The organism is Desulfamplus magnetovallimortis (genome assembly GCF_900170035.1).
Classification (GTDB): Bacteria; Desulfobacterota; Desulfobacteria; order Desulfobacterales; family Desulfobacteraceae; genus Desulfamplus; species Desulfamplus magnetovallimortis.
This window is the reverse complement of record NZ_LT828560.1, coordinates 42,303-57,746: the sequence shown is the minus strand read 5'-3', so window position 1 is coordinate 57,746 and position 15,444 is coordinate 42,303. Positions and strand designations below refer to the sequence as shown.

Below are 15,444 nucleotides of genomic sequence, written 5' to 3'. Positions count from 1 at the left end.
GAGTAATCATAGAGAGACAGAAGGGGCTTGGTTATATTGAGTAATCATAGAGAGACAGAAGGGGCTTGGTTATATTGAGTAATCATAGAGAGACTGAAGGGGCTTGGCTATATTGAGCAATCAGGGAGAGTTAAAAGGAGTTTGGTACTTAACTTCTATTGTGACGGCGATCTGTCATGGCCGTTTTAGAAATTTTAAATCTAAGAAAACGATTTTATTAAACTCCTTTTTTTCACTTACTGCACGTCTTTCTGAGCTTTTAGCGGGTTTTGTTACTATAATCCTTGCAGCCAGATTTTTTGGAGTGGAAGGATTTGGTGAATTTGCCTTTATAAGGGCTGTATGCTTTATTCTTGCACCGGTGATCACTTTTGGCGTTTTTCCAATACTTGTAAGAGAAATTTCAGTTGACAGGAATCAGTCCCTTAATTTTTTTTGCGCAGGGCTTGTGGTTAATCTCATTGTAGGAATTCCATTATGTCTAATATTGTTTATTGTACCTCATTTTTTTTATGAAGCCGGAATTTTCCCGAAATCTGTATTCCTTGTAGCCATAGCAGCACAGTTGTTTGAAGTTATGACAAAAACAGCAAGTTCTGTATTTATAGCATATGAAAAGATACAATTTGACCTTATAAATGTTATTATTTCAAGAGTTTTAATAATCCTTCTGATCATTGCTGTTGTCTGGTTTGAAATGCCCGGCATTTGTATGTTTTATGTTTTTGCAGTTGCAAATTTGGTTGCATTTATTATCAGCGTTGTTATCGTAAATAGGTTGATCAGATCTGTATCTCATTTGAATTTAAGCTTAATCATATATCTTGTAAGGCAAGCGTTTCCCATTGCCATAGCAACTTTCATGACCCAGGGGTACAACAATATTTTTGTCTTTTTATTAAAACTGCTGAGAGATAGTGCCGAAGTTTCATTTTTTCAGGCTCCCCAGCGTCTTATTCAGCCATGCCTAATGATTCCACGTTCTCTTTTTCTGGCATATGTTCCTACACTTTCACGCATGGCCATGGATTGTCACTCATTAACTCTTTTGAGTAGTGTCAACTGCAGGATATTAAAATATATATTTGTTTTTACACTGCCTGTAAGTCTTTTTGTCACAGCCTTTGCAGAACAGTTTATTATTCTGGCTTTTGGTTTGGATTTTGTCAGGGCAACGGTTGCCCTGAAGATACTAATATGGTCAATTAATCTTCTTTTTGTAAATATTTTGTTTGATTTTGTTTTAACATCCATGAAAAAACAGAATCTTCTGATGATAAGCAATGCCCTGTGTCTTGCAGCAAGTTCATCTATTGGTTTTGTGCTTGTATGGAGATACGGTTATCAAGGAGCATGCTGGGCAACGTTGCTCTCTTATGCTGTTCTTGTCTGTTCCAATTTTTATTTTGTGTCAAGAGATCTTGGAGTTATACCAGTGCATAGGATTGTAATAAAACCGCTTTTTGCTTCAGGTGTTTTTGCTGCAATACTGTTTTTGGGGCTGGATGAAATCAATGGTGTAATCCTTATCCTAATTTGCAGTGTAATATATTTTACAATACTTTTTCTGCTTCAGGCATTTACAGATGAAGAGCTGGGGGATTTGAAAAAAAAATTATGATTGCACATAAAAACATAATAAAGGATGTGGGGCGTCTTGTTTTTTGGTTTCCGGTTAGATGGTGTATCAACATGATGAGTTTTCGGGCTGTTTATACCTTTGGAACATTTTTGGGTATCCTTGACTACTATATTTCCGGAAGAAGCTGTGTTGAAAAGATGAAGAAAAATATAATGCAGACACTTGGGTACAGTAAAGATAAAGCCAGCATGATTGTTCTTCAAAGCCTTCAGAATCACAGCAGAAATGTTATGGAGCTGATCAAGTATCCCCAAATAAATAAAAAGAATTTCTCTGAAAATGTCGAGCTGAAGGGCATTGAGTATCTTGACTCTGCTCTTAAAAAGGGTAATGGTGTAATCATGCTGACAGGGCATTTTGGAGCAAAGCAGATTCTTCAGGTGGCATTTGGCCTGCTTGGTTATCCTTTGATTCAGTTAAATTACCACATGGAGAGCGAAGAGCTGTCATGGGTTCAGAAAAATGTATCTCAGAAATACAGATTGCAGATTGAAGATAAAATTCCGGTCAGATTTATTTCATCTAAGGGTTCTCTGATGTCGGCAGTAAAGGCGTTGAAAAGGAATGAGATACTTTTGATAGCAGGAGATGGCATTGGCATTAAAGAACATATGAGCAAAGGATATAAATCTTTTCCGTTCTTAGGAAGAACAATGCTTTTTCCTGCAGGAAGTGTGGGAATGGCAAAATTTACAAAAGCAGCGTTGCTCCCTGTATTTGCCATGAGGAACAAGCATCGGCACAAGATAATAATTGAATCTCCAATTGATGCCGAACTTGAAACAGATGATGCATTAAGGAAATATATCAGGATACTTGAAAAATATGTTTACCTTGAACCCTCCATGTGGGAGTTCTGGGAGGAGTTTGAACAGGGGCTGTTAATTGAGTAAATATTAATATTTTTGATAAATTGAAAATTGGGCAGGTAAACTCCAATATTTTGATATTATCAGATTGTTAATGTGAGGATTACCCATGAAGAATTTTAAATTTTTAAACTTTATGATACTTGTGTTTGTTAATTGTTTGTTTCCGTTCATAACCTTTGCAGTGGAAACTGCACCTCGAATTTCTGATCGTGAGATTACCGAAAAGCTTGTAAGATTAGAGGCAGGTCAGGAAGCCCTTAGAGCCGAAATAAAATTAAGCAATGATGCCCTTAGATCCGAGATGAAATCAAGCAATGATGCTCTTAGATCAGAGATGAAATCAAGCAATGATGCTCTTAGATCAGAGATGAAATCAAGCAATGATGACCTTAGATCCGAGATGAAATCAAGTAATGATGCTCTGAGATCCGAGATGAAATCAAGCAATGATGCCCTTAGATCCGAGTTGAAATCAATCAATGAAGCTCTATCATCAAGAATATCCGACTTGAGAGATGAGATGAAATCAAGCAATGAAGCCCTTTCTGCAAGGATATCCGACTTGAGAGATGAGATGAGATCAAACAATGAAGCCCTTTCTGCAAGGATATCCGATTTGAGAGATGAGATGAAGTCAAGCAACGAAGCTCTTAACCGTAGATTGGATGATTCCTATAACACGATGCTTGTTTTTTTTGCTTCTCTTGTCACTTTGATTGTTGCTCTTTTTGCATATATTGCCTGGGATCGTCGAACAATGGTTAAGCCTGTAGTTGATCAGCTCAACCTCCTGGAGCGAAAAGTGCATGATGATCTTGATCTCGATCATTCAGATGGTTCTCTTTTGAGAAGGCAGCTTCAGGCATTGAGACAGTTTGCTGAAAAAAATGCTGAATTTGCCGAAATAATGCGTGGGTTGGCATTACTTTAATAAGAGTGAAAATGAAAAATAGATGGAGAATATTGTGAAAGTCCCTTTTGTTCTATTTGATGAGATGCACCCGTTTATCAAGGAAAAGGTCTTTTCTCATTTCAATGAGATTTACGATTCCGGATTTTTTATTAACGGCAGATTTGTAAGAAAGCTGGAGTCAGCCTTTGCAGATTACTGTGGCAGAAAATATGCTGTGGCATGCAGTTCCGGCCTTGCTGCCCTGCATCTTGCCACTGCCGGAATGGGGCTTCGCTACGGGCATGAAGTGATCTGTCCCACCAACACATTTGCAGCAACAGCTCTTGCTGCTCACTATACAGGTGCATCTGTAAGTTTTGCCGATATTGATCCTGAGACACTTAACATGGATTTAAAAAGCGTTGAAGAGCGGGTAACCAGCAATACAAAAGCTGTAATGGCTGTCCACATGTATGGAAATCCCGTTGATATGGGGGCATACGAAAAACTTGGCATTCCGGTGATTGAAGATGCTGCCCATGCCCATGGCGGAGATCTTGATGGCAGAAAAACAGGCTCCCTTGGCCTTGTATCCTGCTTCAGCTTTTTTCAGACAAAAAACATGGGAGGCCTGAGCGATGGCGGAATGGTTCTCACAGATGATGCAGAGCTTGCAGAAAAGATGAGAATCCTTCATGATGTAGGACAGAAAACAAAGCATGATCATATCATGATGGGCTTTAACTACAGGATGAGTGAATTTAATGCCGCTTTTCTTCTGGAAAAATTGAAAATGCTTGATCAATGGAATGATATGCGTATCAAAAATGCATCCATGTACAACAATGCATTTGAGGAACATCCTAAGATCAAGATTCAAAAGGTGATCAGCGGGGGCAAACATGTTTATCATCTTTATGTTATAAGGGTTAAAAATCGAGACATTCTGAAGGATAAACTTGCAGAGGATGGTATTGTGACAGAGGTACAGTATCCTGTGCCTATTCATCGCCAAAAGCCGTGGATTGAAAAGAAACCGCCAAATACTTATTGTGAGCTTCCTGAGGCAGAAGATGCTGCCCGGGAGATCCTATCCCTTCCTGTCTTTTCCGGAATATCTGAAGAAAAAATAAACTACGTAATATCCAGGGTGTTAACTCATGTCGAGCAGCAATAAATGCAATCCCCATAAAAAATTCAGAACATACTGGTCTGCCAATCCATTTAAAATATACAGCCATATCCCAAAACTTTATGACTGGTATATGAACAAAGATATCTATCCCATCTCCATTGAGATAGGTCTTACATCAAACTGCAATCATAACTGCTGCTGGTGCTCCATAAAACCCAAGGAGATTGACCGTAAAAGTTATCTCCAAAAAGATGTTATAGAAAGGTTTGTTTCAAGTATTTCGGAAATGGATGTAAGATCAGTGGTTGTTTCAGGAAGCGGTGAGCAGACCCTTCACCCTGATTTTATAGATTTTCTTGAACAGTTGAACAGAGCAGGTATTTTTATTGGCCTCAATACCAACGGCAGCAGACTGTCAGATGATATATGCAGGATAATAGTTGAAACCGTGACCTGGGTCAGGGTAAGCCTTGATGCATCATCAGAGGCTGTAAGGAAAAAGGTTCATGGTGTGGCTGACCTTAATAAAACAGTTGAAGGAATTAAAAGGCTTGTTGCCCTGAAAAATGAGAGAGACTCAAGAATCTCCATAGGAACACAGATGGTTATCTGCCCTGAAAACGAGATGGAGATTGAATCATGTGTTGAACTTTCAAAATCAGCAGGAGTAGATTACCAGCAGATCAAGCCCACAATTCCGTTTGATTATTATTATCCCGACTTAAAGGATAGTAAACAAATAATGGCCGGATGGCTTGAAAGGGTTCAGGCGGTTGTCAATAATCTTCAGGACAATGGTTTTATGATCAATGTGCGGTTTGATCAGTTCCAAAATTATATTGATGGGATTGACCTGAGACAAAAGGCTTCGCTGCCGTGCCTTACAACGTTTTCTCCATATGTTGAGGCAGATGGCCGTGTGTGGTACTGCGTTGATAAAAAGGGCAACCTAAACTATCTTCTTGGAGATCTTAACAGCAGCAATCTCATGGATATATGGCACAGTAAAAGAAGAGCTGAAGTGCTGGAGTATGTACACAACAATCCATGTGGCCATATATGCAGAAATTCTCCTTTGAATGAATTTTTATGGGATATGAAAAACCCGACACCGTTTTACAGTTTTCTTTAATATATTGAAAAACAAGTAATTTCATTTGTCGATTTACACTTTTTTCACTTATATACTCAAAATCGACATCTTATTGCTTTTTTCCATTTACTGAATTTGTCTGAATCAGGATAAACAAGATGTTCAAGATAGATAATCCTGCCTTATCCTGTTAATCGTGGTTCAGACAGTTTAAAAAACAGGTGTTTTACTATGAGAAGTCAGATAAGTCTCTTTGCAAGGACCCTCTTCAGGTACTTATATTTCAGAATGGTCAGATTCCTTGACCTTGTTTTCAATTCAGGAAAAAAAGATTTTCCCCTGGAGAAGATACACACAATACTGCTTGTGGAGGTTCAGGATATTGGTGACACAATCATTGCATCTCCTGCCATACGCCAGATAAGAAAGCGATTCCCACGGGCAATAATTGATATGCTTGTTCAGAATAAATCCATTGATATGGTGAGATTTAATCCAAACCTTGACAGTGTACTGGGAGTTGACAATATCACTTCCTATCTGCAACTTTTCCGTACTTCAATTCATTATCGTAAAAAAAAATATGACCTTGTGGTAAGTTTCAGCCCCAGTGTGCGTAACAATATGATTGCTGCTGTTTGCGGTGCAAAAGTTATTACTGGTTATATCAATGATTTCTGTTTTCTTCCCACAAACTACCACGATCAACCGGTTGAAGTGAGGGGACTTAAATCTTCTGAAGCGGGGAGGCTTAAATCTTCTGAAGCGAGGAAGCTTGAATCTTCTGAAGCGGGGAGGCTTAAATCTTCTGAAGTGGGGAGGCTTAAATCTTCTGAAGTGGGGAGGCTTAAATCTTCTGAAGTTAGGGGACTTAAAGCTTCTGGAAAAATCACTTGGTTTTGCGACGAACCCCTTATTGTAAGGGCGCTTAAGGCCGCAGTTCCCCTGGGTATTGATATTTCTGACCGCATAGATACTGAACTTTTTTTGCCGTCAGAGGCAGGTGAGTATGCAGATGAATTTTTTTCAAAGCACAGGATAAAGAAGGAAGAGCTGCTTGCAGGCTTCCATCCGGTTTGTCTTAACATGTTTCGTAATTGGCCGCCGGAATATTTTGCAGGACTTGCCGACACTTTGATTGATCACTACAAGGATATAAGGGTATGGCTTATTGGAACCGAAAGTGACAGGTCAACACTTGACCTTATATATAACGCCATAAACCATAAAGAAAAAATTATTTATGACACAACCCTTTCCCTGCTCAAGGCCGCATCTGTTATTGCAAGATGTAATGTTATTGTGGGTATGGATTCCTGCCCTTCGGATATTTCAGGTGCATTGAAAATCCCCACTGTCCACATGCATGGCCCCACTTCAGCACATGTTACAGGCCCAGGAGGCAGAAAAAACTATCCTGTGTCAGCAGGGGTTCCATGCAGTCCATGCGGGCTTAATGTTCATATCTGCATGCATGACAGAAGATGCATGAGAGAAATTACAATTGAGCAGGTATTTGATGCCACAGTAAATGCCATTGAAAACAGGAGTTTGTAGTCCCCAAAAAAAATATGAACAGGTTATTGGAGAGAGAGACAGGGAATACAATATGACGTTCAGATTTAATATGATCCAGTGCATAACTGTTCAGGATATCAGAAAAAAACTTGCGGATGCCCTTGATGCTTACAGGGATATTTTACCTTGTGACAAAGATGCCCTGATATTGCTGAAACCAAATTTAAACTCCAATATGAATGCCCTTACAGGAAATACAACTGATCTGAGGATTCTGGCATCTCTTGTGCTGTTTTTAAAAGATGAAGGGTACACCAATATAGTGATAGGAGATGGCACCAACAGCGGATTTTACAGAAACAATATAAGCGTTATTTCAAGGCTTGGTGTTGACAGGCTTGCTCAATATTATGGCGTCAAGGTAAAAGATCTCAACAGATCAGGTGATCTTCGTAAGATTGTTCTGGACAGGGGAGTAAAGGCGCATGTGGCAGGGGATGTCATGGATGCACAGCTTCTTATAAATCTGCCCAAGCTTAAGACTCATTTTGAAAACGGGATGTCAGTGTGCCTGAAAAACCTCATGGGGTGCCTTGTTGGGCAAGAGAATAAAAAGAAGATACATGATAATCTGCCTGAAAATATTTTAAGGCTTAACAATTTTATAAAGCCGCATCTTCATATTGTAGATGCTCTTGTGGCAATGGAAGGGCTTGGCCCTACAAAAGGAACTCCAGTTCGTATGGACAGAATTTTAATAGGAACAGACCCCTATCTGATTGATCTTTTATCTGCCCGTATGACAATGTTTGATTTTAAAAAGGTGAGAACACTTTCTCTTGCTGTTAAAAAAGAGATTGTAACCAAAGACTATTTTGATTTTGTGGATTCACTTGATCTTTCCTGTGACAGCAAAAAATTTGCTCCTCCAAAGGCAGGCCCTCTTGCAGCTTTTATTCACAGTCCGGAAAGGCAGAAGTTTTTTCTCAAAATCCGCAATACACCTTTTTTCAGCTACCTTGCATCCACAGAGTGGTTTGGAAAGTTTTTGTTTCTTACAAATTTGAGGCAGGATGTTTTTAAGTCAGAGGAGATGCTTTGCAGGGAACTTGCAATTGATCATAGCATCTGTAACGAGTGCGGTATATGCAAGGCTCTCTGCCCATTAAATCTTGATCTTCCAGGAGATCCGGAAATGAAAGAGAGATGCATTAAATGCATGTACTGCTACTCTGCATGTCCTCTGCAGGCTGTAAAATTTACAGGTGAGATGGGATTTTTCAGTGAACAGGTAAAGCAGTATGGCAAATTGACAGCAGAGCTTTATTAAGTCATCTAAATGGTGTTGTTATGGGAATTTTAAGAAAATCTTTAAACTCTTTACATGGGAGCAAGAGCAATTTTATAAAAACTGTAAACAGGGGCAAAAACATCAATAAGGATATTGTCGTTGTCTCAGGGCTTCCACGCTCCGGAACATCAATGATGATGAGAATGCTTGAAGCAGGAGGGATTGAACCATTTATTGATAATAAAAGAGTTCCGGATGAAGATAACCCAAATGGATATTATGAGCTGGAGAGGATAAAGTCCCTTGAAAGGGATAATGAGTGGCTGTATGAAGCAAAAGGCAAGGCTGTTAAAATTATCTCCATGCTTCTGTACAATCTGCCATCAAGGTATTCCTATAAAGTGATTTTCATGCACAGAAACATGGATGAGATACTTTTATCGCAATCAAAAATGCTTCTCAGAAAAGGTAAAAATGGAAACCATATCTCTGATAAAGAGCTTTCTGTAAAATTTTTTAATCATCTCGGAGAGATTGAAAAGTGGCTTGATAATCAATCAAATATTGAGTTCATTAATGTAAGCTATAACGATATATTAAAAGAACCTTTGAAAAATATAACAAATATCAACAGGTTTATTAATAATGCAATGGATGAATCCAAAATGGTTGATGTTTTAGATAGTGCTCTTTATCGCCAGAGATGTGATTCATAGTGTTGTTTATATTGCACTCCATATTAATATATTTTTAGGTTTTTATGGTAGGTTTTTAGGTGTTTATGATAGGGGACGGTTCTTTGTGACTTTACAAGAAAGTTATTTGTCTGGAAATCTAAATACTCAAAATAGACATCTTGTTGCTTTTTCAGAAGTTATTGCAGTTGTCTGAATCAGGATAACCAGGATGGATAAGATGCTCAGGATAGATAATCCTGCCTTATCTTTGTTAATCTTGGGAATCCTGATTCAGGCAGTGTTGACAAGGCTTTTATAAGAAAGTCCCCGTATTTTAAGACTCATGAGGACTTTCATGCTTCGTTGTGGCAGATGAATCTGCCATGGCCGTTATAAGATAATAGTTGTCGACTTTGAGTAAATATCTAAGATACACGGGAATTTTTACAAATGTTAACCTTTGTCTTGTTTTCTCACTACTCCCAGTGCCCCGGAATCCAGTGTCCCATTGGATTGTAATGGCCAGGAACCCATCTTTTTACAGGAGGAGGTGGCCCTGCAGGTGGTGGGGGCGGCCCCTGCCTGTCTCTGGTTAGAACAAAAGGCATACTGTCAGGGTGAACAGAGCCTGGCCCTATAAAAACAGATTGTCTTAAATGATTGCCGTTTATCTTGAGATCCAGCCATAGAGCAGGCCCATCCCACTGAAAGTCAAAGCCATCATCTCCGTTTTTTACAGTGGCATTGAAATTTATACCTCTGTTTTCAGGATATATGGAGTCATTGGGTTCTGTGTTTACTTTTCTGCCAAGATGTACCATTCCCTCAGGTGTCCATATTCTTCCGAAAAAATCGTGATGTATTCCATGCGTTCCCCATCGAAGATGCCAGCCGGCTCCATCCTTCCATAAGCTATAAAATGCAGCAGTACCAGGCACGGGAGGGGCACCGCCACGGGCTATTCCCACATCCATTGACCATGCATTCAAAGAAAAAAATAGAGATGAGATGAGAATACTTATTGTTATAAATAGTGTTGTGATTGCATTTTTAGGCATTGATCAAATCTCCGTATTGAGTAATTATAATTTGTTTTCTTCAAAAATTGTTATTCAAATGTTAGGGGCAAGACCTGTGTGTCTGCCCTACAAAAATAACACTAAAGTTGCAACTTAACAAAGTAGAAGTAAGTCCTTTGTAAAAAGACACACTTTCAAAGTATGAATCAGTTGATTCGTGGCCGCCTTTCCCAGTGGCCTGGTATCCAGACACCGTGATGGTTGTAGTGACCAGGAACCCAGACATCGGCATGTGGTGGCGGAGGAGGATGTGGTGGTGGCGGTCCATTTGGGACTGGAGGGTGTGGCCTTGGCAGATCTGGACGAATTATTGCTGTGCATCCCGTAATTATTACAGTTGTGAGAAAAGCTGTAATGATAATGGTTATTACTGTTTTATACATTGTCACCTCCCTGGTTTAAAAGTCTGTCTTAACGATCATGGTTAGAAGTCAGCTGACCGCGAAAATACTCCTTATGCTTTGTTTTTCAAAAACGTTAATTTATTTTGTAAAATTGCGGTTGGGTGTGCTTTTAAATTCATCAATGATTTGACTTTCAGTATAGCTTATGGCACTCTTTCTTTCCAGATTTTTCATTTAAAAAATAGGGGTATGAAAATCATTTAATCATGAAAAAGTTAAATCTGATTAACCTGTTAAAAGCCCAGCTTAAGTCTTTTGGAACTGTAAAACACTTAAATTATTAATAGATGTTTTCCTCTGTTGGACTTTTTACGACACTATCAAACTTAAGGTAAGGAATAAAAAATATGTCAAATCTATTTAGAACAGCTATTTTTTGTCTGGCTCTATCCCTTCTTTTTCTGTCTTACGGTCATGCAACCGAGACTGAAAAAGCAAAGGAAGAAGCGCCAAAAGAAGCTTCAGTAAAAAAAGATACAGGAAAGGCAGTAAAGAATAGTTCTCAGGCAGAAACTGAAAATAATCAAGTGGATAAGGAGCAGACTCAGGCACCTGTTGTCTTTTTTCCGGATTCTGGTTACACCTTTGAAAAGGTTGTTGAGGGGGTGGAGATAACCCATGACTTTGTTGTGATTAACAAGGGAACAGCGCCCCTTCACATACAGAAGGTAAAAACCGGTTGAGGGTGCACAACCGTCTCTTATTCAAGAGAAATCCCTCCAGGTGAAGAGGGAAAGATCACAATTAAAGTAAATACAAGAGGATATGGCGGACGCAATCTTGGCAAAACAATAACTGTTATGACAGATGACCCTGTAACACCACAGTCATCACTAAAGATAGGCGGCCCTGTTGCAGTTTTCGCAGCAATAACTCCAAGGGTTGTACGACTCAACGGAAATGCAGGGGAGCCTCTTAAAGAGACAATAACAATAGTGCCTGAGCCAGAATACTCTTTTTCCATCAAGGGTATAAAGGCACAAAGAGGAGAGTTTATAAAATATGAACTTTCCGAAAAAGCCGGAGATAATGGTGTAAAAAATTATCAGATCTCCATTGAAAATACCAAAAAGGATGCCGGAGCATACTATGATGTGATGGTTATTGAGACAGACAGCAAAATTCAGCCGGAGATAAAGATTAATGTCATGGCAAGACTTGTTGATCCCAATAAACCTGCTCCTGGCAATGATGGCAAATCTTCCGGAAAAAATATTGATGGAGCTGCAAATAATGGCGGCAATTCAGGAAACAGTGGAGGTAAAGGCAATGCTGGCTTTGTTGAGCTGATTCAGCAGATTCAGCAGCAGAGAGCTGCAGGAGATAGCAACTCCGCATCTTCTCCTCCTGAGCCTGGTTCAAAGCCGGTTCAGGATCCAGAAAAGGCTGCTGAGTTGAAGAAAAAATTTGAAGAGCTGATAAAGCAGGCCCAGGAGAAAAAGGCAAAAGAAGAAAAACCTGCTGAGTGATGATCTTCATGCTTCAGACAAAGCGCAAACTGATAAATGAAAGATCCCCGAAAATAAGGATTTAGTGTGAAATGGAAGTAGAAGAAAAGGTAAACTCAGGTTCAGGAAATCTGGAATATCTGATGGAGAAGAGACGGCAACAGGGCTTTACTCTCATTGAGATCATGGTGGTTATAATCATTGTAGGGCTTCTGTCTGCCCTTGTTGCCCCGAAGTTTTTCGGAAAAATTGACCAGGCCAAAATCAAGACCACAAAGACCCAGATAGAGCTTCTTGGATCAGCTTTAGACAGCTTCAGGCTTGATAATGGCCGCTATCCAACAACCGATGAGGGGCTTGAAGCTCTTCGTGAAAATCCAGGAGAGCTGAAAAACTGGGATGGCCCTTATCTGCCCAAGCCTGTGCCAAAGGATGCATGGGATAATGAATATCACTATGTCTCCCCGGGAGAGCATGGAAAATATGATCTTTTCAGCTATGCCGGAGATGGAGTTGAGGGCGGAGAGGACAAGATGGACAAGGATATTGTCAGTTGGGAGTAGAACTGTTTATCCCTGAAATGGATGAAAAGGATATTCCTGAAAATCCCCCTGCTGTACAACTGCTATCCGTAAATTTCATGAAGCGGTTTCAGTTTTTGCCTGTTAATGATTCAGGGGAAAAGCTTCAGGTTATGATGGCAGACCCTCTTGATTTTAATACAAGGGAGATTATCAGGAGTACCTATTCCAGGCCCATTGATGTTTTCAGGGCATCGGGCGAGCTTGTAAGTCAGTATCTTTACCGCTGGTATGAGGCAGATGCTGACATGACAGGTGAAGAGGATGCAGATTCCCTTGATCTCTCACTTGAAGATGCTCTCTGGGATGACCCTGAGCAGCTTAAGGGTATGGCATCTGAAGCGCCTGTTATCCGTATGGTTAACCATGTGATAAACCGTGCCCTAGAGCTTGGGGTTTCGGATATTCACATAGAGCCACGGCGTCACAATGTGCTTGTCCGTTACCGTATTGACGGAGTTCTCCATGATCAGGAGTCAATTGCTCCAAGGCTCAAAGCTGCCATTATTTCCCGTGTGAAACTCATGGCAAAACTTGATATTGCAGAGCGCCGTCTTCCCCAGGATGGCAGGATAAAAATCCGTGCCGGTCATGATGAGGTTGATATTCGTGTATCAACTGTTCCCACGCATTTTGGTGAGAGCATTGTTTTAAGGCTTCTCAACAAGGAGAATGTCTCCCTTGATTTAAAAGAACTTGGATTTAACGGAGCTCTTCTGAAAAGGTTCAGATCGGTTATCTCCACTCCCTTTGGTATCCTTCTTGTTACAGGCCCTACAGGTTCCGGCAAAACCACAACCTTGTATGCAGCTCTTAACGAGATCAACACTCCGGACAAGAAGATTGTAACAGTTGAGGATCCTGTGGAGTATCAAATGGATGGCGTCAATCAGGTTCAGGTACATTCATCCATTGGCCTGACCTTTGCAAGCACCCTTCGCTCGTTTCTTCGCCATGATCCAGATGTTATGCTGGTGGGAGAGATAAGAGATGGTGAGACAGCAGAGATAGCTGTTCAGGCCGCCTTGACAGGCCACATGGTCTTTTCTACACTTCATACAAACGATGCTGCCGGAGCTGTTACCCGTCTTGAGGATATGGGGATTGAGCGTTTCATGATATCATCTTCCCTTGTTGGTGTTCTTGCCCAGCGTCTTGTCCGGAAAAACTGCCGCCACTGCTCAAGGCAGGTGACTCTTACAGAAGAGCAGCGTCAGGGGCTTGCCAGTGACTTTTCCGTTGCAGCGGACATTCTTCCTTTCAGCTATTTTCGAGGAGATGGCTGCAAGCTCTGTGGCGAGACAGGTTATAAGGGCAGGGTTGGTATTTTTGAACTTATGGTTCTTGATGAAGATATTCAGGGGGAAATTGTGGCAGGTTCCGACAGAAACCGGATTTTCAAAAAAGCGGTGGAAAAGGGCATGGCTTCCCTGAAAATGGATGGCCTTGCAAAGGTGGCAGATGGTGTTACCACCTATGAAGAGGTTCTGAGGGTCTCCCGCTGATGCCGCAGTTCAGATTTGAATATATAAATGCCCAGGGTAAAAAGGGCATTGAAACCCTGGATGCAAGGGACAAAGCCGAGGTGCTGATGATACTTCAGGCCAGAAGCTCAACACTTATCCGCTGGCTCGACAACACTTCTCTTCCTCTCTTTTCCACATTGTTCCGCAACCCTTCCAACAAACCAAAGACACTTAATAACCCAAGGCTTCTTAAGCTCACCTCTGATCTTGCCCATCTTTTCAGGTCAGGGCTTCCGGTTGACAGGGCACTTGCCATTGCCGGCAGTGCAACAGCAGATGTCAAGATAAAATCCATGACTGCATATCTGCAGAATGCACTTAAAAAAGGGACCAACCTTTCTGATGCCATGGCAGACAGGCCAGAAGACTTTAATGATCTTTATGTCAATATGGTCAGAGTGGGAGAGATGGGTGGGATTCTGCCTTCTGTCATGGAGCGCCTGTCTGAATTTATTGAGCGCAGTGAAGAGATCAAGAAATATGTCATTTCATCTTCCATCTATCCTGCCATACTTTTATCAGTTGGCATGCTCTCCCTTGTGGTGATTCTTGGCTTTGTTGTTCCAAAGTTTGCCGGTATATTTGCAGATCTTGGCCAGGAGATTCCTTTTTCCACGCTTGTTTTGCTGGAGCTGAGTCAATTTATAACTAAATGGTGGTGGCTTGTTCTCTCCCTTGCAATTTTATTCTCACTTTTTTTGTGGAGATTTATGAAGACCCCTGGGGGGCGTGCGCTGTATGACAAAAATATATTGAGGTTTCCCTATGTTGGAGAGGTACTTCTTGATATTGAGATGAGCCGTTTCTCAAGAACCCTTGGTACCCTTGTCCAAAGCGGGGTTCCATTGATGAAGGCCCTTCATATTGTTCGTGCTGTTGTCTCAAACAGCAGGGTAAAGGAGGCTGTTACACACATCTACAATCAGGTCAGGGAGGGAAGAAGTGTAAGTGCTCTTATGCGTGAACGTGATGTTTTTCCGCCTATGGTTGTTCAGATGGTATCCCTTGGTGAGGAGACAGGAAAGACAGGGGAGATGCTTGTTTCAGTTGCAGAAGATCTGGATCGAAAAATACAGTCCAAAATAAAGACATATCTTGCCCTTCTTGAACCATTCTCCATTTTGTTTCTAGGGCTTCTCATCGGCGGGGTTGTTGTCTCAATGCTCTCAACAATATTTGGCATAAATGAGATACAGTTTTAATCAGGCATGTTTTTGTATTGTCTGAAAAAACACCCGACAGTTTAAACATACATGGCGGCTCACAGCCACAATCGAAGCAATGAA

Annotated in this window: 14 protein-coding genes; 12 read left to right on the top strand and 2 right to left on the bottom strand. The window is 40.7% G+C overall.

Going from position 1 to position 15,444, the window contains the following annotated elements:
* Positions 1-112: 112 nt before the first annotated feature.
* The 8 genes from MTBBW1_RS23710 (at position 113) to MTBBW1_RS23675 (ending at position 9,159) form a co-directional block, all read left to right on the top strand.
* A complete protein-coding gene (locus tag MTBBW1_RS23710) occupies positions 113-1,621 on the top strand; it encodes a flippase (RefSeq protein ID WP_186441676.1) in 1,509 nt (502 codons plus the stop codon).
* On the top strand, positions 1,618-2,535 hold the full coding sequence (locus tag MTBBW1_RS23705; protein ID WP_080808300.1) for a lysophospholipid acyltransferase family protein: 918 nt from the start codon (positions 1,618-1,620) through the stop codon (positions 2,533-2,535). The genes MTBBW1_RS23710 and MTBBW1_RS23705 overlap by 4 nt, the downstream gene beginning before the upstream one ends.
* Positions 2,536-2,620: 85 nt before the next feature.
* On the top strand, positions 2,621-3,445 hold the full coding sequence (locus tag MTBBW1_RS23700) for a hypothetical protein (protein WP_080808296.1): 825 nt from the start codon (positions 2,621-2,623) through the stop codon (positions 3,443-3,445).
* Positions 3,446-3,479: 34 nt separating this feature from the next.
* Complete coding sequence (locus tag MTBBW1_RS23695; protein ID WP_186441675.1) at positions 3,480-4,583, top strand: DegT/DnrJ/EryC1/StrS family aminotransferase; 1,104 nt, start codon at positions 3,480-3,482, stop codon at positions 4,581-4,583.
* Positions 4,567-5,673, top strand: a complete 1,107-nt coding sequence (locus MTBBW1_RS23690) for a radical SAM/SPASM domain-containing protein (RefSeq protein WP_080808289.1) — start codon at positions 4,567-4,569, stop codon at positions 5,671-5,673. Before MTBBW1_RS23695 ends, MTBBW1_RS23690 begins: the two co-directional genes overlap by 17 nt.
* Before the next feature lie 192 nt (positions 5,674-5,865).
* Positions 5,866-7,191 (top strand): glycosyltransferase family 9 protein, encoded by a 1,326-nt coding sequence (locus MTBBW1_RS23685; protein ID WP_080808286.1) that lies wholly within the window; start codon positions 5,866-5,868, stop codon positions 7,189-7,191.
* Positions 7,166-8,482, top strand: coding sequence for a DUF362 domain-containing protein (locus MTBBW1_RS23680; RefSeq protein WP_222424154.1), 1,317 nt, complete (start codon positions 7,166-7,168; stop codon positions 8,480-8,482). The genes MTBBW1_RS23685 and MTBBW1_RS23680 overlap by 26 nt, the downstream gene beginning before the upstream one ends.
* A gap of 20 nt (positions 8,483-8,502) precedes the next feature.
* A complete protein-coding gene (locus MTBBW1_RS23675; protein WP_080808280.1) occupies positions 8,503-9,159 on the top strand; it encodes a sulfotransferase domain-containing protein in 657 nt (218 codons plus the stop codon).
* A gap of 437 nt (positions 9,160-9,596) precedes the next feature.
* On the opposite strand, the gene MTBBW1_RS23670 is transcribed toward MTBBW1_RS23675, so the two are convergent.
* Both MTBBW1_RS23670 and MTBBW1_RS23665 read right to left on the bottom strand, forming a co-directional pair.
* Positions 9,597-10,178 (bottom strand): hypothetical protein, encoded by a 582-nt coding sequence (locus MTBBW1_RS23670; protein WP_080808277.1) that lies wholly within the window; start codon positions 10,176-10,178, stop codon positions 9,597-9,599.
* Between the two features lie 167 nt (positions 10,179-10,345).
* A complete protein-coding gene (locus MTBBW1_RS23665) occupies positions 10,346-10,582 on the bottom strand; it encodes a hypothetical protein (RefSeq protein WP_080808274.1) in 237 nt (78 codons plus the stop codon).
* Between the two features lie 368 nt (positions 10,583-10,950).
* On the opposite strand from MTBBW1_RS23665, the gene MTBBW1_RS30105 reads away from it, so the two are divergent.
* From MTBBW1_RS30105 to MTBBW1_RS23640, 4 genes are all read left to right on the top strand, one after another.
* Positions 10,951-12,072: an OS_HP2 family (seleno)protein gene (locus MTBBW1_RS30105; protein WP_268815374.1), complete on the top strand. Its 1,122-nt coding sequence runs from the start codon at positions 10,951-10,953 to the stop codon at positions 12,070-12,072.
* 71 nt (positions 12,073-12,143) lie between these two features.
* A complete protein-coding gene (gspG, locus tag MTBBW1_RS23650) occupies positions 12,144-12,614 on the top strand; it encodes a type II secretion system major pseudopilin GspG (RefSeq protein ID WP_245809541.1) in 471 nt (156 codons plus the stop codon).
* A complete protein-coding gene (locus MTBBW1_RS23645; protein WP_080808262.1) occupies positions 12,605-14,137 on the top strand; it encodes a GspE/PulE family protein in 1,533 nt (510 codons plus the stop codon). The genes gspG and MTBBW1_RS23645 overlap by 10 nt, the downstream gene beginning before the upstream one ends.
* Complete coding sequence (locus tag MTBBW1_RS23640) at positions 14,137-15,360, top strand: type II secretion system F family protein (protein ID WP_080808258.1); 1,224 nt, start codon at positions 14,137-14,139, stop codon at positions 15,358-15,360. The genes MTBBW1_RS23645 and MTBBW1_RS23640 overlap by 1 nt, the downstream gene beginning before the upstream one ends.
* Positions 15,361-15,444 lie beyond the last annotated feature (84 nt).

Coding starts and splice junctions, on each gene's coding strand:
- MTBBW1_RS23685 (WP_080808286.1), top strand. CDS start 5,866: ATGAGAAGTCAGATAAGTCTCTTTGCAAGGACCCTCTTCAGGTACTTA.
- MTBBW1_RS23675 (WP_080808280.1), top strand. CDS start 8,503: ATGGGAATTTTAAGAAAATCTTTAAACTCTTTACATGGGAGCAAGAGC.
- MTBBW1_RS23680 (WP_222424154.1), top strand. CDS start 7,166: ATGCCATTGAAAACAGGAGTTTGTAGTCCCCAAAAAAAATATGAACAG.
- MTBBW1_RS23705 (WP_080808300.1), top strand. CDS start 1,618: ATGATTGCACATAAAAACATAATAAAGGATGTGGGGCGTCTTGTTTTT.
- MTBBW1_RS23690 (WP_080808289.1), top strand. CDS start 4,567: ATGTCGAGCAGCAATAAATGCAATCCCCATAAAAAATTCAGAACATAC.
- MTBBW1_RS23665 (WP_080808274.1), bottom strand. CDS start 10,582: ATGTATAAAACAGTAATAACCATTATCATTACAGCTTTTCTCACAACT.
- MTBBW1_RS23640 (WP_080808258.1), top strand. CDS start 14,137: ATGCCGCAGTTCAGATTTGAATATATAAATGCCCAGGGTAAAAAGGGC.
- MTBBW1_RS23670 (WP_080808277.1), bottom strand. CDS start 10,178: ATGCCTAAAAATGCAATCACAACACTATTTATAACAATAAGTATTCTC.
- gspG (WP_245809541.1), top strand. CDS start 12,144: ATGGAAGTAGAAGAAAAGGTAAACTCAGGTTCAGGAAATCTGGAATAT.
- MTBBW1_RS23700 (WP_080808296.1), top strand. CDS start 2,621: ATGAAGAATTTTAAATTTTTAAACTTTATGATACTTGTGTTTGTTAAT.